This is a genomic window from Armatimonadota bacterium (genome assembly GCA_017993055.1).
Classification (GTDB): Bacteria; Armatimonadota; UBA5829; order DTJY01; family DTJY01; genus JAGONM01.
In genome coordinates, this window is the sequence record JAGONM010000051.1 from 1 (window position 1) to 19,213 (window position 19,213).

The 19,213-nt window shown below is 64.0% G+C and carries 17 protein-coding genes; 10 read left to right on the top strand and 7 right to left on the bottom strand.

The genetic code is table 11. The annotated features are described in order from the left end of the window. The first annotated feature begins 247 nt into the window (after positions 1–247). The 5 genes from KBC96_14265 to KBC96_14285 all read left to right on the top strand — a co-directional run bounded on the left by KBC96_14265 (position 248) and on the right by KBC96_14285 (position 5,264). The gene (locus KBC96_14265; GenBank protein MBP6965557.1) at positions 248–1,981 is read left to right on the top strand and encodes a GAF domain-containing protein; all 1,734 of its coding nucleotides are present in this window, start codon (positions 248–250) and stop codon (positions 1,979–1,981) included. 114 nt (positions 1,982–2,095) lie between these two features. Continuing rightward, positions 2,096–2,551: a dUTP diphosphatase gene (gene dut, locus KBC96_14270; protein MBP6965558.1), complete on the top strand. Its 456-nt coding sequence runs from the start codon at positions 2,096–2,098 to the stop codon at positions 2,549–2,551. A gap of 6 nt (positions 2,552–2,557) precedes the next feature. Then, on the top strand, positions 2,558–3,547 hold the full coding sequence (locus tag KBC96_14275) for a tetratricopeptide repeat protein (GenBank protein ID MBP6965559.1): 990 nt from the start codon (positions 2,558–2,560) through the stop codon (positions 3,545–3,547). Then, on the top strand, positions 3,544–4,683 hold the full coding sequence (locus KBC96_14280; protein ID MBP6965560.1) for a hypothetical protein: 1,140 nt from the start codon (positions 3,544–3,546) through the stop codon (positions 4,681–4,683). Before KBC96_14275 ends, KBC96_14280 begins: the two co-directional genes overlap by 4 nt. A gap of 173 nt (positions 4,684–4,856) precedes the next feature. Further along, complete coding sequence (locus KBC96_14285) at positions 4,857–5,264, top strand: GxxExxY protein (GenBank protein ID MBP6965561.1); 408 nt, start codon at positions 4,857–4,859, stop codon at positions 5,262–5,264. Positions 5,265–5,387: 123 nt separating this feature from the next. Here the strand turns inward: KBC96_14285 and KBC96_14290 are convergent, their stop codons facing one another. Genes KBC96_14290 through KBC96_14315 form a run of 6 tightly spaced genes read right to left on the bottom strand, consistent with a single transcriptional unit; the run spans position 5,388 to position 12,307 of the window. Further along, positions 5,388–6,443 carry a DUF4434 domain-containing protein gene (locus KBC96_14290; GenBank protein MBP6965562.1) on the bottom strand — a complete coding sequence of 352 codons (1,056 nt, stop codon included), beginning with the start codon at positions 6,441–6,443 and terminating at the stop codon, positions 5,388–5,390. Between the two features lie 3 nt (positions 6,444–6,446). Continuing rightward, positions 6,447–8,342 (bottom strand): hypothetical protein, encoded by a 1,896-nt coding sequence (locus KBC96_14295; GenBank protein ID MBP6965563.1) that lies wholly within the window; start codon positions 8,340–8,342, stop codon positions 6,447–6,449. A 37-nt stretch (positions 8,343–8,379) separates the two neighbouring features. Further along, positions 8,380–9,429, bottom strand: coding sequence for a hypothetical protein (locus KBC96_14300; GenBank protein MBP6965564.1), 1,050 nt, complete (start codon positions 9,427–9,429; stop codon positions 8,380–8,382). A 19-nt stretch (positions 9,430–9,448) separates the two neighbouring features. Further along, positions 9,449–10,237, bottom strand: coding sequence for a hypothetical protein (locus KBC96_14305; protein MBP6965565.1), 789 nt, complete (start codon positions 10,235–10,237; stop codon positions 9,449–9,451). Further along, the gene (locus tag KBC96_14310; GenBank protein MBP6965566.1) at positions 10,234–11,079 is read right to left on the bottom strand and encodes a cytochrome b/b6 domain-containing protein; all 846 of its coding nucleotides are present in this window, start codon (positions 11,077–11,079) and stop codon (positions 10,234–10,236) included. The genes KBC96_14305 and KBC96_14310 overlap by 4 nt, the downstream gene beginning before the upstream one ends. A gap of 40 nt (positions 11,080–11,119) precedes the next feature. After that, entirely contained in the window at positions 11,120–12,307 is a 1,188-nt protein-coding gene (locus KBC96_14315) for a hypothetical protein (GenBank protein ID MBP6965567.1), read from the bottom strand. A gap of 269 nt (positions 12,308–12,576) precedes the next feature. Between KBC96_14315 and dnaK the strand changes: the two genes are divergently transcribed. The 5 genes from dnaK to KBC96_14340 all read left to right on the top strand — a co-directional run bounded on the left by dnaK (position 12,577) and on the right by KBC96_14340 (position 16,976). Beyond that, positions 12,577–14,421 (top strand): molecular chaperone DnaK, encoded by a 1,845-nt coding sequence (gene dnaK / locus KBC96_14320; protein MBP6965568.1) that lies wholly within the window; start codon positions 12,577–12,579, stop codon positions 14,419–14,421. 108 nt (positions 14,422–14,529) lie between these two features. Further along, on the top strand, positions 14,530–14,973 hold the full coding sequence (locus tag KBC96_14325; GenBank protein MBP6965569.1) for an Hsp20/alpha crystallin family protein: 444 nt from the start codon (positions 14,530–14,532) through the stop codon (positions 14,971–14,973). Between the two features lie 264 nt (positions 14,974–15,237). Next, positions 15,238–16,176, top strand: coding sequence for a DnaJ domain-containing protein (locus tag KBC96_14330; protein MBP6965570.1), 939 nt, complete (start codon positions 15,238–15,240; stop codon positions 16,174–16,176). 64 nt (positions 16,177–16,240) lie between these two features. Beyond that, entirely contained in the window at positions 16,241–16,609 is a 369-nt protein-coding gene (locus KBC96_14335; GenBank protein MBP6965571.1) for a helix-turn-helix transcriptional regulator, read from the top strand. Between the two features lie 166 nt (positions 16,610–16,775). Beyond that, complete coding sequence (locus KBC96_14340) at positions 16,776–16,976, top strand: cold-shock protein (protein MBP6965572.1); 201 nt, start codon at positions 16,776–16,778, stop codon at positions 16,974–16,976. 62 nt (positions 16,977–17,038) lie between these two features. On the opposite strand, the gene KBC96_14345 is transcribed toward KBC96_14340, so the two are convergent. Then, on the bottom strand, positions 17,039–18,979 hold the full coding sequence (locus KBC96_14345; protein ID MBP6965573.1) for an alginate lyase family protein: 1,941 nt from the start codon (positions 18,977–18,979) through the stop codon (positions 17,039–17,041). Positions 18,980–19,213 lie beyond the last annotated feature (234 nt).

Here is a 19,213-nt window from a genome sequence, read left to right on the forward strand (position 1 = left end):
ACCGACGCCGAATCTCCTTCCTGAAGCGTTAACATTTTTCCCGCCGCGGTCACATTCCTAACCTTCTGAAGCGCCGGCGGATTGCCAATGATAATAATAGGACGAGAATTCCAGATATGCGGTTCCGACGGCCGGATAGAGAGCACGATGGTTGACCCTCGGTTTTCCCGTGTGGTATAATCATCGGGTGTGACCGCGTGTCTGTTCATCTATCCGCCGATCCGGACTGAAAGGTAGTTCTTGCATAATGGTTGAGCATGAGGACCTGGCATCGCAGGTCCAGCATCTTCGGAAGGAGCTGGAAGAGAAGGCTCGCTACATCGCGGCTCTCGAGAAGGCGAACAAGGAACTCGAGCAGCGGATCAAGAGTTCGAGTGAAACCGGCGAGTCCGCGCCGATAACCGAACTCGAAGAGACCCTCAAGAGGCTCGTCGCCAAGATCGCCGCGATACTGCAGGCAGAGAAGTGCGTGTTCATGCTCCTCGACAAGGACCGCGGGGAACTCGTGGCCACGAAGCCCGCGTACGGCCTCTCCGACGACGACATAAGGAAGTTCCGGGTCAGGGCGACCCAGGGTGTTTCCGGCGAGGTCTTCAGGGAAGGCAAGCCGGTCATCCTGTATGACGCCTTGACCGACGAGCGCACGATGAAAGAGAACGTCGCGCTGCTGAACGTCACCAACGGCGTCTGCGTGCCGCTGGTCGTCGAGAAGCGCGACGAAGAGAACCGCGTCATCGAGACGAACACCATCGGCGTCCTCCACGTTTTCAACAAGCGCTACGGGAACATCTTCATCGAGGAAGACGTCCGCCTGCTGGAGCGCCTCGCGCGAAACGCCACCGCCGTCATCCAGAACGCGCAGATGTTCCGCGAGGTCGTCGAGGAGAAGGAAGAACTCGAGCACATCATCGAGAGCGTCTACGCCGGCCTGCTCATGGTCAACAAGGAAGGCCGGATCATGCAGGCGAACGCTTCCGCCCGCGAGATGTTCGGCATCCAGAGCAAGGACATCAGCCGCCTGTACTACGAGATCATCGAGGACTCGAAGTGCAAGGAGATCATCTCCTCCGCGCTCGAGAGCGGCGAGGAGACCGCGGGCGAGATATCCCTGCTCACCGAGGACGAGAGCGTAGAGCACATCTATCAGCTCCAGACCGCCCTCGTGAAGTCCGAAGAGGGCCAGGTCATGGGCGCCGTCGCGATATTCAACGACATCACGGAGCTGCGCAACATCGAGCGCATGAAGACCGCGTTCGTCTCCACGGTGTCCCACGAACTGCGGACGCCGCTCACTTCGATCAAGGGATTCATCTCCACCCTGCTCGCCGACGTCGAGGGCTACTACGATGGCGACACCCAGCGCGAGTTCTACACGATCATTGACACCGAGTGCGACCGCCTGACCCGCCTGATCAGCGACCTGCTGAACGTCTCCCGCATCGAGGCCGGGCGCGCGCTCGACCTCAACCCGAAGGAAGTCGAGCTCTACAGCCTGGTGGAGAAAGTGATCAGCGTCCAGAGGTCCTACACGAACAAGCACGAGTTGAAGGTGGAGCTGGAGGAAGGAATCCCGACCATCATCGCCGACGAGGACAAGGTGGACCAGATCCTCACGAACCTGACCAACAACGCGATCAAGTACTCGCCCAAGGGCGGAGAGGTCACGATCAGGGGATCCTACGCCGACGGCTTCGTGACCCTGAGCGTAACGGACCAGGGCATGGGCATCCCCAAGGAGCACATCGCCAAGGTGTTCGACAGGTTCCACCGCATAGACAACCGCGATACCAGGCAGGTCGGCGGGACCGGGATCGGGCTCTACCTCGTCAAGCACCTGGTGGAGGCCCACGGCGGCAAGATCTGGATCGAGAGCGAAGTCGGCCAGGGCTCGAGCTTCATCTTCACGCTGCCCCTGAAGCCTCCTTGCGTCGAGGAGATGGAAGAGCGCGACACCGAGGAAGCCGCGGCCGCTCAGACATAGCGAACGAATTGCCGACGTCCCGGGCCTAAACGGTGCAAGCCGCCGGCGAGGGATCACTCAGAGCAGGTTCAACAGAGCCCGGGGTACGTCCCGGGCTTCTCCGGTAAAAGGGTCATGACCAGCGGCGCCGCGACGATCCTCGTTCAGAGAGAGCCGGGCACGGAAGACCTGCCCCTGCCCGAGTACGCCACCTCCGGCTCGGCGGGAATGGATCTCCTCGCGGCGATTGACGATGACGTCTCGCTGCTTCCCGGCGAACGCGGGCTCATCTCGACCGGCATCCGCATCGCTATCCCCTCAGGATTCGAGGCGCAGGTGCGGCCCAGAAGCGGGCTCGCCCTCCGACACGGAATCGGCATGGTCAACTCCCCCGGTACGATAGACTCCGATTATCGTGGTATAATCCAGGTGATAGTGATCAACCACGGGCACGAGCCGTTCACCATACGCAGGGGAGACCGGATCGCGCAGCTCGTCGTCGCGCCGGTGGAACGCGCCGTTCTCGTGGAGACTCACACCCTGCCGGAGACCGTCCGGAACGAGGGCGGATTCGGCCACAGCGGAGTGTAGGCTCGCATGTCCGACGAACTCACGTCCACCTGCCCGAAATGCGCCGCCGCGACAGCTCCCGATGCGAAGTTCTGCACCGAGTGCGGAGCCTCGCTGCCCGCCTGCGACGATGATACTCACGCCGCCCTCTCGTCCGCGAACCTCTACCGCCTGCGCGGCGAATGGCAGGCCGCGATAGACAAGTGCATGTTCGCCCTCGCCCTCGACGAGGACTGCGCGCCCGCCCACTCCCTTCTGGGCGATATCTACCGCGAGCAGGGGCATACGAGCGAGGCGGTTCACTGGTACAAGCTGGCCCTCGACCTCGACCCGGACAACGAGGCGGACCGCGCCAAACTGGAGGGGATCATCGCCCACCGTCCGGACGATCGCCGTGCCGGGCACGACCGCCGCGCGGAGATGATCGGGACTGCAAAGCGAGTGCTGCTGGAAGCGGCTCTGGCGATCGGCCTGCTGCTGCTAATAACAGCCGTCTGGCCGATGATCTTCCCCGAGAGGAAGTCCACGGAGCCCGGAGCCGCGCCTCCCGCGCAGAACCCTCAGGTGGTCCACATCCCCAGCACCGTTCCGGAGGGTGAGCCGGAGTCGGAGCCGCCCGCGCCCGCCCGTCAGCCGATCGGCCTGATGTCAGCCCGCGAGAACGCTCTGCTCCAGGCGATGAACGCTTCCGAGGTGCTGACCCGGAGGGGCCTGCAGGTCACGGGCATCGCGTTCGACCCGCGAAACCGTTCGGCCGCGATCACGTTCACCATGCCGGAACCGTCCCGCGAACAGCGGGCCGACGCGGTCGTCCGAGGGTCGCTGATCGTGCTGCGAGAGGCGTGCTCCAAGTCCGAAGACCTCGAGCTTCTGACGATCAGGGCCCTCCATGGGGACTCCTCCGAAGTGGGGTTTGTGGCCGACGCCCAGCGCAACTCAGTGCAGTCGCTCGACCCCGCGACGGCCGAGTATTCCCAACTCATCGGAGTCCTTCAGAACACCTGGTGGGCTCAGTGACCTCTCGCGACCGGATGACCCGCGCACTCTCGGGCGAATCCGTCATCCCTCCGCCGGTCGTGCTCCACAGTTGGGGCGACTACAAGGTCGAGTTCGCGGGTCAGCACCCCAAGTTCCAGTACTACCAGGGCGGCCGCGAGCTGGCCGAGATCGAGCGGGCCTTCCATGAGCGGTTCAAGCCGGACTGGATGCACCTCGGCTCGGCCGGATGGCGGGGTTTCTGGGACCGCGCGCGCAAGGTCGAGGACGGCAAGGCGTTGCTCGCGAGCGCCGACGGAACCCGCTGGATCGAGATCCGCGACGACTACGGCCTCGACGACTACGGCGACCTCCCCTGGTGGGGCGAGGGTCCGACCCTCGAGCTCGAGTCGAAGGCCGAGATAGACGACTTCTACGCCGCCATCGCCCACACCGAGCAAGACATCCTCGACTCCGGCCGCTTCAAGCACATGAGGATGCTCTCCGGACCGTCCGACAGGTCAGACGGGTCAGACCGGTCCGACACTCCCCTGATCGCCATCAACGACGGCGCGCCGGGGTCGTGGATCCACGGCTGGTCGTTCGAGGACACCGCGATCGCCTGCGCTGACAAGCCCGACCTGATCGCGTATTACATATACAAGGACTGCGAGCGCTTCCTGACCGACGTTCGAGCCGCCAAGTCGTGCGGCGCCGATGCCTACATCTTCTCCGAGGGATTTCCCGGCAGCCTCGACAATATCTCCCCCTCGATGCACGAGCGGCTCGAAGGGGACACCAAGCGGTGGTTCTACTCCGAGGTGCGGAAGATCGGCCTGCTCCCGATCGGCTACTGGCTCGGCGACGTGCGCCCGAACATGCGGCTGATCAACAGCCTCGACATGGCCGGGCTGATGATCGAGGAGAGCAAGAAGACGTTCACGCTCGACCCGGTCGAGATCCGCAAGGCGCTCCGCCCGGAGGTCTGCCTGTTCGGTAACCTGGACAGCACGCTCCTGCGCCTCGGGGAGCCGGATGAGATACGCGTCGAGGTCCGCCGCCAGTTCCGGGCTGCACAGCACGGCCCCTTCGTCCTGGCGAACGGCAGCCCGATCGTCCCCGGCACCCCGGTCGAGAACCTGGATGCGTACATGGCGGAGGCGCGGAGGGGGTGCTGAATCGCGAATGACGCGAAGGCATCCGAAGGCCGCGAAATGGTGGAACAAGTAGCCGATTGCAGGTAGTCGAACAACCGGTGGAGCACGAGGACTTTCTTTCGCGCTTTTCGACCGCTTCGCGTCATTCGCGATTCAAGACGACGGCCACATCCTCACACAAGGAGGCTGCACCGATGAGTACCAAGGGCTATGACTTCGATGATAACACCGGCCGGATCATCGGTGCGGCTATCGAAGCGCACAAGGAACTCGGGCCCGGGTTCCAGGAAGTGGTCTACCAACGGGCGCTCGCGCTCGAACTCCAGTCGGCGGGCGTCGAGTTCGTCCGGGAAGAGAAGATCCCCGTCTATTACAAAGACCGACAGATTGACACCCGGAGAGTTGACTTCGTGGCCGGCGACTGCATAGTGGAGATCAAGGCGCGGAAGGAACTGCTCCCGGAGGACTACATCCAGACGCTCTCCTACCTCAGGGCGTCGAGGTTCCGCGTTGCACTGCTCATCAACTTCGGCGCAGAGAAGGTCGAGGTCAAGCGCTTAGTGAACGAGCGGGGCAGGCATGCTCATGCGCGCCACCCTTGAATCTCGAATGACGCGAAACTGCCCGAAGATCGCGAAAGTCTGAGGCAAGGAACGCTGGGTGCGGAGAGCGAAGCCACTGGTGGAGCACGAGGACTTTCTTTCGCGCTTTTCGTCCTCTTCGCGTCATTCGCGATTCCGCACCACCGCCGCATACTGACGGTAGTCCTCATACCACTTCCGGGCGCGGTCGCCGAGCGATGGGCGGCAGAACTCCCGGTAGCCCCAGGTGACGATCCGCTCGGAGTATCGGGACGCGAGGTCGAGCTTCTCCCTGAGCCGCCCGATCGGGACCGGACGCCAGGGCGCGTTCTTGACCGTCGAGTGATGCACGCGTCCGTACCGCCTGACATATTCCTCGATGCTCGGGCACTCGAACTCGGCGGTCTCCACGTTCCCCCAGAGCCGCGCCTTCGAGTCCCGGCATGCCGCCGACATCGCCTCGAAGAACGGTCTCCGCTGCTCGTTCGTTACGTAGGAGAAGTGCTCGCCGCTGTCCTGGAGCATGATGACGGCGATGCCGGACTTCCGGATCAGCCGCGTCCAGTACTCCCGGTACTCGTCCGGCTCGTTGAAGCGGAAGCCGCCGAAGACCTTGTCGCGGTCGAGGATGAAGAACGGCGAGAGCGTCACCGGCACGTCGGCGGCCTTCCTGCACAGGTCGGTCAGGCCGGCGTAGAGTTGCTCGATCTTCTTCGCCTGATCGTCCCAGCACATGTAGATCTCGTGGGGGATGTACCATGCATAGAACGCCGGATGGCCCTTGAACCGCTCGGCGAGTCGGGCGATGTTCTTCCCGCATGCCTCGAGCTGAGCCTTCGGCTGAAGGTCGGCGTACCAGACGTCGGGCATTGCCGTGCCGGTGTCGAGGATGACCTGGACTCCGCGTTTGGCGCAGAGGTCCATCACGATCCCGAGCGGGTCGCCGGGATGATCGAGACCGGCGGGCGCGTTGACCAGCCAGAGGAGGTCGAAGCCGATCTTCCGCTGCTCCTCGAGTTCCCTGCGCCACCCGGATTCGCCCCAACGGACGGTCTCCGCCGGGTCGAACCACCAGAGCGCGCCCGAGATCGTCGGTCGGCACTTCGGCTTCTCGGCGCGGACCGCGCCCGGGACCGATGCAAGGGCGGCGGCTCCGAGCGCCAGCCTGCCGATTTCAGACAGAGCCTCTCGACGGTTCACGGCCTAGAAATCCGTAGACCAGGCGACGCGCCAGAGGTTGAAGCGCCCGTCGTTGTTCGCGTCGATATCGTCTTCCCAGTCCGCGAGCGAGTACTCGAGGAGGACGCGGTTCTGGGCGGTGAGGTCGCGGGTGAACCCGATCGTCCAGCGGTTCTCGCCGACCTCGAGCGGAGCCCAGCCGTCCGGGAGCGTCGGGCTGCCCGGTACCAGCGCAGTCACGAGGCTCTTCCCGCTGGAATCCGACCTCAGGAAGCGCCAGTACAACGAGGTCTTCGGCGCGAACCGAAGGTTCAGGCCCACGGAGTACTGCTTGTTCCGCACCCTGTACGGCACATCTTCCGAGGAGATCGGATCGAGGGCGTGAGGCGACAGCTCCCAGAGCGTAGTGGCGTTGACTTTGGAGTCGGCGTACAGCACGTCCAGGTTCAGCTTGTCGCTCAGCCCGTACCAGGCTCCGATCGTCGCGTCAGTGGACTTGTTGTCGAGGCCGGAGGGGTCATCTCGGGTGTCGTGCAGCCGCCCGTAGTCCGCGTAGAAGACCAGTTTCTCGCTCGAGAGGTACGTGGCGTTGAGGCCGGTCTTCCTGCGTCCGCCGGGCGACCCCTTGAATGCCGGCTTGCTGATGTTCCAGTCCTCCATCTTTCCGGACAGGCTCAGCCTCCACCCCGGGTGGTAGTTGAAGCTGGCCCGCAGGATGTCGGAAGTCGTGGCGGACTCCATCGCGGCTGCCAGATCGGGGTCGTCAGGGAAGCCGTCCGGCAGGTTCCGCTCGGTCTTTCTGTGCTCGTACCCGATCCGCACGAGGGCCTTCTGTATGCCCGAGTAGTCCGACTCGAACTGCAGGGAGCGCTCTCGCCGCTCCAGGGCCACGTTGTCCGCCGGGTCTCCGACGTCGCCCAGTAGGGGGCTCACGCGGTTGTCCAGCCTGTAGTCCCTGTATCGTCCGAACAGGGTGAGGTCGCCCGACGCCAGGAAGGTGAGCGAAGCGTTGGTCGCTCTCGTCTTGACGGCGGCGCTGTCCACGATGGCCGCCGTCTGGTTAGCCCTGCTCCGGTCAATGTGCGCGCCGCTGAAATACAGGCGGTTCGAGAGCCGACTCCTCGCCTTTATGACGTTGGAGGTCGTCTTGATGCTCGGTATCGTGACGAGCCACGGACGGGGGTCGTCTATGTCCACCGCGGACATCACCGGGCGGCCGCCGTCGGAGAAGCTGTTGTCCTCGTAGCTGTAGCTCAGCGACGTGCTTCGGCCGAGCCGGAAGTCGGTCCCCAGCGTTCCCTGTTCGGTGCTCCGGTCGGCCCCGAAGTCCACGCTCTCCATCCGGCTGGGGCTGCTTCCCCGGTAGTTGAACTGCGTCGCGCCCGTGTCGGACTCCCGCCACCAGTTCGCCCTGAGAGTCACCGCGCCCGCCCCGGGCGTCAGGCGAAGGCCCAACTGGTCAACGCGCCATCTGAGGCTCAGCGGATTGCCGGGAGTCAGATCCGTGAAGGCTCCGCCGGTCAATCCCAGCGGCGAGAGGTACGGGTCGTTCCCCGGTATGCGCGCGAGCCTGTGGAGCATTGAGGTGGTCTTGACGCTCAACCCCAACTCGTCCCTTACGCCGAGCCCGAGCGAGAGGTCCTCGTCGCCCGGCAGCAGGCTCCGCGCCTGAAACCAGTACTGATAGTCGCCGGTGTAGCCGTAGGAACTGAGGAGATCGATGCCCCACAGATCGAACATGCGGCCGTCGTACTCGCGAACCCAGTCCTGATTGCCGCTGCTGCGGTCCGAGTACAGGCCGAAGTCCACGTGGAAGAGCCCGTCGCGCCCCTTGACTATATCCGTCTGGCCCAGAGCGGGAATGGCGCCGATGAGCAGTACGATCAGCGCCGACGTTATCATACGGCAAACGAGGTTCATCCGCGTTTCCTCCTCTTCGATTCCCCGCGAGGCGGCGCTAGTCGAACAGCGCCTCGTTGGAGTCCGATCCGTGCACCTGCGTGTGGCAGTTCGTGCACGTGGTGTACCGCTGTGTGAACCGGGAGACATCCCCTCTGGCGGCATGCGTCCCGGAGTGGCATTTCATGCACAGGAACGGTTCGTTCTGGGTGAGAAGCTTGTTCTGAACCGAGCCGTGAGGGTCATGGCAGTTCAGGCAGTCCTCGGTCACCGCCGGATGCTCGAACACGTAAGGCCCCGCTTTCTCCGCGTGGCAAGTCCGGCAGGTCTCGTTGACGGTTTCCTTCGCCAGCATGCCGTTCGGGCCTCCGTGGGCGTTGTGGCAGTCGGAGCAGTTGAACTTGCCCTCATGAATCGGATGGTGGGAGGGCATCCTGGTCCGGACTTCCTGGGCCTTGTGGCAGTCGTAGCACACGTAAGGCTCGGCATTGCGGCGGTAGGCGGTCTCCGCGCCCTTCAGTTCCTTGCGCGCCTTTTCGAGGCCGGCCTGCAGGTCTCTCACCTTCTGAACGGATGCGAGTTTCTCCTGGCTTCCCTCCGCCGGGATGTTGGACGCCAGGTCCGTCTGCTTGATCGCGCGAGTCAGTCCCTCGACCGACAGCCTGGCGTTCTCGAGATCGCTGAGAAGCTGCTGCTGGCCGGGCTTGTGGACGTCGTGGCACTTTATGCAGCTCATCTTCGCGCGGGCGTGGACACTCGTGTGCCAGAGTGTGACGTGCTCCCCCGTGTGGCATTTCAGGCACATGTCGGCGAGCTTGTCCGGGGGAAGCTCCTGCGGCCTGATGATCTTCTTGATGTCGCCGCCGCCCTCGACGTGAGCCCCTCCCGGCCCGTGGCAGGCCTCGCACCCGTTGGCGGACGGGTCCTTGCTGAACAGGATCCCCCGGTGAGCGGTAAGAGCCCAGGTCTTGGACGTGTCCGAGTGGCACATCAGGCAGACCTCGGACCCGACGTGCTTCACGTCGTCCTGCGCCTGGCCGGTGCAGAACCAGGCCGCGCCGAGGGCGACGCAGAATCCAAGTATCAGAGCGAGTCTCCTGACCATCATCGGGCATTCACCTCCGTGCTCACATATTCGTGTGGCACATTCCGCAGTATTTCTGCTCGTGGCACTTGAAGCACGTCGAATCCGGGGCAAGGCTCGCGCCGTACTTCTTGTGCTCCATAACGAAGTTCACCGGGTGGGGCAGGTCAACGCCGTGGCAGTCCCGGCAGTAGCTCTGCTTGTGGCACCGGCCGCAAATGGCGTCGCTGCTTCCCGACCCGTGTACCGACGTCCAGTCTTCAGGATGAGGCATCGCCAGCCCGTGGCACCTGCTGCAGTAGTCGGGCTTGTGGCATACCGAGCACTGGGCGCCGGCCGACCGCTTGCCGTGGGCCGTGCCCCAGTCCTTTCCGTGAGAGGCCGGCCTCGCCGAGTCGTGGCAGGCCGCGCAGTAGTCGTCCGTGTGGCACGTCTCGCACTGCACCAGGTCCTTCGACGGAGTCGCTCCGTGAGCGGCAACCCATCGGGCCTTTGAGTGAGTCGCGGGCAGCTTGTTCTGGTGGCAGGCGACGCAGCTCTCCGGCTCGTGGCACCTGACGCAGCGACCGGCGTCGGACTTTGCCTGCGCCGCGTGGGCCGCCGTCCACTTAGCGGCGTGCTCGCGGTATCGGCGGTCGGTATCGGGGCGAATCGGCTTGGCCGCGACCGGGAGGGTGACCGGCGGCCCGACGGCGGGGGCGACCCGGTAGCCGATGATTCCGGGCTTCCGGCCGTGCTTGATGGGCTCCCGCCTGCAGGAGGTGGCGAGAGACGCCGCGGCGAGGAGCGCGAGGATCAGGGCCGCGTATCCGAAGCCTCTTCTCAGCTTCACGATTCGCCCTCCTCCCGGACGTCCGGCTCGATCTGCTCCGGCTCCGCAGGCGGCGCCTCGGCCGCGGCGTCCTCAGGCAGTTCCGGCTTGTCCGGCTCCGGTTCCATATCCAGCGCCGTGATCTTCTCGAGCTCCGCCGCGTGATGGTGAAGCATCTGGCGCTCGGTCATCTTTCCGTGCCACCAGGTGAGGTTCCCTCCCGGCCAGTGGTCCGGGCTGAAGTGGACGTTGTAGAAATGCCACACGACGATCGCCAGTGTCGCAAGCAACCCCTCGTCGCTGTGGGCCTCGTGAGCCACGTCCATCCACACCTTGGGCAGGAGCGCCATCGCCCTAGTGCTGAACCACAAGACCAGGCCCGAGCCGATCATGATTACCATGCCCCAGTAGACCGCCCAGTAGTCGAACTTCTCGAAGTAGCTGAACCGGGCGAACTTCGGGCGCTCCCCGGCGAATCCGAAGAAGTACAGTACGTTGTGCATCACGTCCCTAACGTCCTTGACCTTCGGCAGCAGCTCCATGAAGTTGCTCCGGCCCTCCCGGAAGGCGACCGTGTAGACGAGGTGGAAGACCCCGACAAGGATCAGCAGCGCGGCTCCGGCCCGATGGATCAGCCCGCTCGCCTCGACTCCGCCGACGGCGCGGAAGAAGGCGGCCGCCCAGGAGGTGTGCGCGAACCTCAGCGGGATGCCCGTCACGATCAGCGCGAGACAGCTGACGAACAGCCCGATGTGCTGGAGGCGGAAGAGGAGCGAGAACCTCACGAAATGCCTCTCGGGTCTCGCGGTCTCCGGCTCCTGAACGGCCCCGGGCGGAGCGAGATGCTCCTCGTCAGGCTTCATATCTTTCTCGGTTGTTTCCGGTTCGTCGGGCATCTGACGCCTATGAGCCTCTCCTCAGTAGGGCCGTGATTCTCCTGCGCAGGCGGGAGAACAGATCGAGCATGATGTGACCGCAGAGCATCACCATCGTGATGATCGTGAGCCACTTGAATCCGTTTGCGATGTAGTACAGGAGAGGGCTGCTCTCCTTCGCGATCCGCACGTGAGTCTGTCCCTGCGCGACCTTCGTGTTGACGCCCGGATGGCACTCGCCGCAGGTTTTGTCGAGGTTGGAGGGATTCGTCATCGAGGCCGGATCGCTCGACGGCAGGACCTTGTGCGCGCCGTGGCAGTCCGAGCACACGGCCGCCTTCTCGCTCTCGTGGAGGTTGGCCTTCCCGTGGTAGCTGTGCAGATAGGTTCTCAGGCTGTCGCCCGGCAGGTCGTACTCCCGCATCAGTTTCCCGTCGTTGTGGCACTTGCCGCACATGCGGGGCTCGTTCAGCCTGTGCGTGCCGGCAGTCCTGTCGTCCTTCCGAAGGAGGTCGTGCCCGCCGTGGCAGTCCACGCAGTCCGGGGCGTTCGGATCGCCGCCGATCCTGGCGATACCATGCGATCCGGCGGTGTAGGCCTCTGCCTGGGCCTCGTGGCATCCCATGCAGTCCACGGACCGCCCGAGCGCCTTAGGGTGGTGGACCTTGTGGCAGTCCGTGCAGACGGCGGCGGGCATCTCGCCAAGCTTCGCGACGGCGCCGTGGACGCCGAAGCGGTAACTTTGTAGGGACTTCAGGTCGGCGTGGCACGCCGCGCAGACGCCTGTGGAACTCGCGCGGTTCACCCGCGAGAGAGGGTCCTTCACCGGCCTGATGTCGTGCGAGCCGTGGCAGTCGCGGCACGCCGGTGCCGCCTTGTCTGATTTCATGCCTATGTGGATTGCGTCCGGGTGCGAGCTTCTCAAGTCGTGGCAGTTGGCGCACTGCACCGAGGCGACGTCTTTCGCGTGCATCTGCGGTCGGTCGGGCAGGTCGGCGTGACATTCGACGCACTTCAACTTGGCGTGTGCGGATTCGGCCATCGGTAGTGCGTCCACATAGAGGGAGGACTTCTTGCCGGCGGTCTCCTTGGCGATCTTGCCTGAGCTGTGGCACATCAGGCAGTTGGCATCGGCCTGCGGCGCGCTCGAGGCGGCCCCGCCGGCGAGCGGCGCGAGGCATGTCCACACCAAAGCGATTGTGGCGGCTCTGTTCATCGCGAGTATATTCTACGCTCCACCCGTCACCTTCCTTCACTGAGGCCTGCGCTGCTGAGGAGAAGTATTGGCCCGCGGTCTGCAATCACTCTCGTGGCAGTGCCGTGCAGATTGGGCGCGAAAAACCCGATAATTTTTCTGTCAAAGGACTTGACAACGATGCACTCAAGTTGTATAATCACCCTGGTTTCAGGGTAAATGACTTTCAGCCGGTGGGTTTCGCCCGTTCCGGCAGGAGATCCGAACCATACATCGGGAGGTGTTTTGAAGTGGGACGAACGGTAGGCATTGATCTGGGAACGACCAACTCGGTCATCGCGGTGATGGAAGCCGGCGAGCCGACAGTCATCCCGAACGCCGAGGGCAACAGGACGACCCCATCGGTCGTGGGATTCTCGAAGGAGGGCGAGCGCCTCGTCGGAGTGACCGCGAAGCGCCAGGCGATCCTGAACCCCGACCGCACGGTGGCGTCCATCAAGCGAAAGATGGGCACCGACTTTCGGGTGAACATTGACGGCAAGGACCACACCCCGGAGGAGATATCCGCGATGGTCCTGCAGAAGCTCAAGACCGACGCGGAGACCTATCTCGGCGACAAGGTGACGGATGCGGTCATCACCGTGCCCGCGTATTTCAACGACGCACAGCGCACGGCCACGAAGACCGCCGGCGAGATCGCGGGGCTCAACGTCCTCAGGATCATCAACGAGCCGACGGCGGCGTCTCTCGCGTACGGACTCGACAAGAAGAGCAACGAGACGATACTCGTGTACGACCTCGGCGGCGGGACGTTCGACGTATCCGTTCTCGAGGTCGGCGACGGCGTCTTCGAGGTCAAGTCCACCGCCGGCGACACCCAGCTCGGCGGAGACGACTGGGACGAGAGGATCGTTGACTACGTCGCCGACGAGTACAAGAAGTCGGACGGGATTGACCTGCGCAGCGACCGCCAGGCTCTGCAGAGGCTCCGTGAGGCGTGCGAGAAGGCCAAGATCGAACTCTCCAGCGTAGTACAGACGAACATAAGCCTGCCGTTCATCACCGCTACCCAGGAGGGCCCGAAGCACCTCGAGATGACGCTTACCCGCGCCAAGTTCGAGGAACTGACCGCCGACCTGCTGGAGCGGACCGTAGGCCCGTTCAAGAGGGCGATCTCGGATGCCAAGCTCAAGCCGAGCGACATCGAGGAGATCATCCTCGTCGGCGGCTCGACCCGCATGCCGCAGGTCTATGAACTCGTGCAGAAGCTCGGCGGCAAGGAGCCTCACAAGGGCGTGAACCCGGACGAGGTCGTCGCAGTCGGCGCCGCGATCCAGGCAGGAGTCCTCGGCGGCGAGGTCAAGGACATCGTACTGCTGGACGTGACTCCGCTCTCGCTCGGCATCGAGACCCTGGGCGGCGTGTTCACCAAGCTGATCGAGCGCAACACGACGATCCCGACCCGCAAGAGCGAGACGTTCACGACCGCGGTTGACGGCCAGACCGACGTCGAGGTGCACGTTCTCCAGGGCGAGCGCGAGATGGCCGGCGCGAACAAGACGCTCGGCCGCTTCCACCTGGTCGGCATCCTGCCGGCGCCGAGGGGAACCCCGCAGATCGAGGTCACGTTCGACATTGACGCGAACGGCATCGTGAACGTGTCGGCGAAGGACAAGGCCACCGGCAAGGAGCAGAGCATCACCATCACCGGCTCGACCAGGCTCAGCAAGGACGAGACGGACCGGATGGTTGCCGACGCCCAGCGCATGGCCGACGAGGACAAGAAGGCCCGCGAGGCCGCCGAGACCCGCAACCGGGCGGACAGCCTCGTGTACCAGACCGAGAAGCTGCTCGCAGACCTCGGCGACAAGGTGCCTGCCGACCAGAAGTCGTCCATCGAAGCCGCGGTGGCGGAGTTGCGCGAGGCGCTGAAGTCGGAAGACACCGACCGCATGAAGCAGGCGAGCGACAACCTGCAGCAGGCGTCGTACAAGCTCTCCGAGATGATGTACCAGGCCGCGTCCGGTGGCGAGCAGGCCGCCGGGGAGCCGGGTCCCGAGGTCGGGGTCGGCCAGGAGGCCGCTCCCGGCGCGGACGACGGCGTGATAGACGCGGAGTTCGAAGAGCAGAGCTAGAAGAGCAGCACTTCCTCCCCTCCCTTGAGGAGAGGGGGAAAGTGCAGACGATTTCCCGTGGGCACAGCCCGTGGGAACGACAAACCACCAAAAACGGAGGTGTTTGCTATGTCACTGGTCAGATGGGATCCTTTTCGCGACCTCGAGTCTCTGCAGGAGGACGTCAACAGGCTCTTCCAGGAGAGCATGGCAAGGCCGAGGCGCGAGGCGCCGGCCGCCCGAGTGTGGGCGCCGCCGGTGGACGTGGTCGAGGACGATGACAAGATCGTCGTCAAGGCGGAGCTTCCCGGAATGAAGCGGGAAGACATAGACATCGAACTCAGCGGAGAACAGCTCACCATACGCGGCGAGCGGAAGTTCGAGTCTGAGGAGAAGAAGGACAACTACGTCCGCATCGAGCGCGCCTACGGTCAGTTCCAGAGGACCTTCACTATCGGCGTGCCGGTCAAGTCCGATCAGGTCAAGGCCGCCTACAAGGACGGCATCCTGGAGGTCACCATACCGAAGTCGGAGGAGATCAAGCCCAAGAAGGTGGACGTCACTGTCGAGTAATCGGCGGCGCGCGGGGCGGTCGCAGGGACCGCCCCGCCCATAGCAAGACTGCGGGAACGGATTCCAATCCGCGATTGATTGTGCCGCAAGGCCGTCTCTCGACAAACCCCGGGCCTGGTCCGGGGCACTCGAGACCGGCGGGTCCTGGGTCCGAGACAACACAACCGATCTCCTCGAGCAGCCACTCTGGTGGCATAGCGAGAGGCTAACCCAGCCGTCGGGGATCGGAATCCGCTCCTGCAACCGGTGAACTGGCACCGACACATGGACTACAAAGACTACTATGCCGTACTGGGAGTCAAGAAGGACGCCGACGAGAAGGAGATCAAGCAGGCCTATCGGCGTCTGGCCCGCAAGTACCATCCTGACGTGAACCCCGGCAACAAGGAAGCCGAGGAGAAGTTCAAGGAGGTCAGCGAGGCCAACGAGGTTCTCAGCGACAAAGAGAAGCGGCGGAAGTACGACACTTTCGGCAAGGACTGGGCGCGTTACGGCGACGGGTTCCCGGGAGCGGGCGGTCCGGGCGGCGCGGGCGCCCCGGGCGGATTCAGGTACGAGCAGTACCCCGGCGGCGGCTTCGATTTCGATGTCGGCGGAGGGGGTGGATTCAGCGATTTCTTCGAGATGCTCTTCGGCCCGAGAGGCCCGGGCGGCGCGACGAGGGACATGCGCGGCTCGGACGTCGAGAGCGAGATACAGGTAACTCTCAGGGAAGCGTTCGAGGGCGTCTCAAAGCAGATTTCGATCGCGCTGAACCCGGGCGAGCCGCCTCGACGGCTCGAAGTCAAGATACCGAAGGGCGTTGACGCCGGGTCGAGGATACGGCTCGCGGGCGAGGGCGCTCCGGGCCCGGGCGGCAAGCGGGGCGACCTGTACCTGACAGTCCGGATGCATCCGGACAAGGAGTTCGAGCGCAAGGGCGACCACCTCTACCGCGAGGTCTCGGTGCCGTTTTCGACCGCCGCGCTCGGAGGTGAGGTCCGCGTGCCCACTCTCACGGGCAGCGTTACGATGACCCTTCCGCCCGGGACTCAGGGCTCGCAGACGTTCAGGCTCTCCGGCCAGGGCATGCCCCGGTTGCACGGCGGAGGAAGGGGCGATCTGTTTGCCAGGGTGCGGATAACCGTGCCGAAGAATTTGACGGAGAAACAGCGCGAGTTGGTCAGGCAGCTCGCGGATTCCATGGAGACCGCGAAGGCTTGATGCGGTCTTGGGGGCCAAGGGGTCGGGAGAGGACCCACGGTCGCTCCGGAAGGAAGTGAAATCCATGGCTGACAGGAATAAGGCCGCAGAGCAACATGAGGGCGGGGAGCCCTTGTACCTGATCAGCGTGGCCGCGAGGCTCTGCGAGGTGCATCCCCAGACGCTCAGGATGTACGAGCGCATCGGTCTGATCAAGCCCCAGCGCATCGGGCGCAAGAACCGCATGTACTCGGACGCGGACATCGAACGCCTGCGCCAGATTCAGCGGTTCACTCAGGACTTGGGGGTCAACCTGGCGGGCGTCGAGGTGATCCTCAACCTGCTGGAACAGATGGACGAAATGCGCCGGCAGATGGAAGAGGAGATGAGCCGCATGCGCGACAGCCTGGAGGACGAACTGCGCCGCTCGCGCTCAATCGCCCGCAAAGAGTAGACAACCGAGAAACCTCTTGCATTTTTGACAGTATGTGCTATCATATACCGGAAGGCACGAAAGATGCCTGGGATACCGCAAGTGCATGGGTCGGGACTGCGTTCTTTAGCACGCTAGAAAACCTCCTGTTACGGCTGTGCGCTTGATGGGCAAAAGGAGGTTTGTAATGGCGAACGGCAAGGTGAAGTGGTTTAGCGAGTCGAAGGGTTACGGCTTCATCTCTCAGGAAGATGGAAGCGACGTCTTCGTCCACTACTCCGCCATCGAAGGGACCGGCCGGCGGAATCTTTTCGAAGGCCAGGAAGTCCAGTTCGAAGTCACCGATGGACCGAAGGGTCCTCAGGCGACAAATGTAGTAGGTATGTAGCGCACAGATCTACTCGACGCAATGCCCTCCGGTTCATCGAGCCGGGGGGCTTTTTCGTGCCCCTACCTCAGAGTCCTCACGTCGTGCTCTCTCGTCCTGCCGTCCAATGCCACGCTCACCTTGAGTTTCCCGTCGCCGGTTGAGAGCTTCACGTCCGCCGACGGAAGTTCGCCCTTCTCCGCCTGGTAGAGGGCGACGTAGACGGCCGACTTCCCCGTCCGGCGGGCCATCAGCATCGGGAACGCCGGCGCCTCGAACCGGTCGTTCCTCGGGAAGTCGCACTCGATGACCTCGGTCCCCGGCTCGCCGAGCATCGTCAGCCGGAAGCGCACGTCGCCCTGCGTCCAGTCCGCCTGCCATCTGCCGTCCATCCTCGCGGACCGGGCGTTCCTGAGCCAGGTCCACGGCGGCTCGGCGGGGAACTCGAACGGGCGGAAGTCGCCCGCGATCTCCGTCTTGCCGTCGTCATCAACGGCATGGAAAAGCCAATCCCACGTGTGCTCGGCATCGGAGGCCGCCTGGAAGACGTCGAGGACATAGTCGTCGGTCACCGCGACAGTCCTCTGCATCCTCACGCCGGGGTACACGAGGCCTTTCAGGTCGGCGGCGGTGGCGGTCTTCACGTCGGGTGTCCGCTTGAACTCGAGCAGCGAGAGCTTCTCCCGGACGCCCTGGTGGCTCTTGCCGTCCACCATCAGCGTGTTGTGGCAGACCGTCGTTCGGTTCAGCTCGTTCTGAATCTGTGCTGAGAACGCGTGCGCCGCGGACGGTCTCGCCTCGCAGTCCGGGGCGAGGAGCTTCCCCCGGCCGAAGAGGATGAAATCGAGCTTGTCGCGGTGCGAGTGGATGCTGTCCAGGTCGTAGCTCAGGAACGCCGCCCACGAGTCGCTGCCCCAGTACTCTCTGCCCTCGATGCTTCTGAGCATCACGTGCCCGTGCTCCGGGAAGTCGCGGCTCTTGACCGAGGGCGGTTTGCCGCCGGACGGCTCGGCTTCCCGGAAGAGGGTCATGAAGTCCGGGCCGCGCCGGACCTGCGAGAGAAGCCACGCGTAGACCGGCTTCCGGTAGGCCTGCCAGGCGTACTCGTACTGCTGCACGTTGTTCAGCCGAATCAGCCCGCCGTAGGTGTCGCCGATCGGCGGGACGAGCGTGTCCGGGAACGCGACCTGCAGCATCCCCGAGAACCCCTGCTCGAGGGTCCGCCCTCCGGCGAACTCGTGGGTGTAGAGGTCGAGCGGGTACTTCGACACGCGCATCATGTCCGCTGACTGAATAAGCGCGGTCAGTGCGACGAAATGGTAGTTCAGGCTGCTCTCGAACCACGTGCCGTCGTCCCGGAAGCCGTTCTCCATCAGGTCGCGGATGCCTTGATCGCTCTCCATCGCCCGCTCGATCCACTTCGGCTCGCCGTAGAACAGCCCGTAGGCGAGCATCATCGCCTTGTGCCAGGCCACGTGGTTGTTGTACCGGCCGCCGAAGTTCTTCTCGATCCACAGCGCGTCGTTGTCCGCGATCGCCCAGACCATCCGCTTGAAGAAGTCGTCGAGCCTGAGGCGCTCCTCCGGCGTGAAGTCGTCGTAGAGCATGTCGTACGCCTGGAGCGCGGATATCCCCCAGCTCGAGTAGAAGAGGCCGGAGTCGGGGTGCGTCTCCGCCAGGAATCGGAGCTTCGTGTAGTGAAGGAGCACCTCTTTCGCGCGGTCGGCATACTCCCTCCCGCCCCCGAGGCTGTAGACGAGCGCCGACTTCCATGCGAGGTCAATCGGCGGCCTGGGCACGATGCATGTGTGCTGGTAGACGACGGCATGCGTCTGGCTGTAGTGCTTCTTCGACGCCTCCTGCCACCATGCGGTCTCGAACTTCGGGAGCTTCATCTCCCTCAGCCGGTCAGCGCCGACCTTCAGCTCCTGATACGCCGTCTGCGCCCACTCGTGCTGAGCGATGTTGGCCTTCGCGACCTCGACTCGGTGGTCGTTGAGAAGCAGACATGGGTGAGCGATCATGTACGGTCCCTGCTTTCCGAATGCTGCGACCAGTATGGTTGCGCCGCCGCCCGTTTGTCAACCCGGAGCGCGTGCGGTACCAGGTATTATTACCTGTTTTTGGCGCGATGTAGATTTGTCAATCATGTGTTACACCACGTCCTGATAATGGCGGAGGATCTGGGATGCGGATCGCCAACCGTGGGCAAGGAGCGGCCTGCGGTTGGATCCCCTCAGGTATCGGTTGAACTGGTT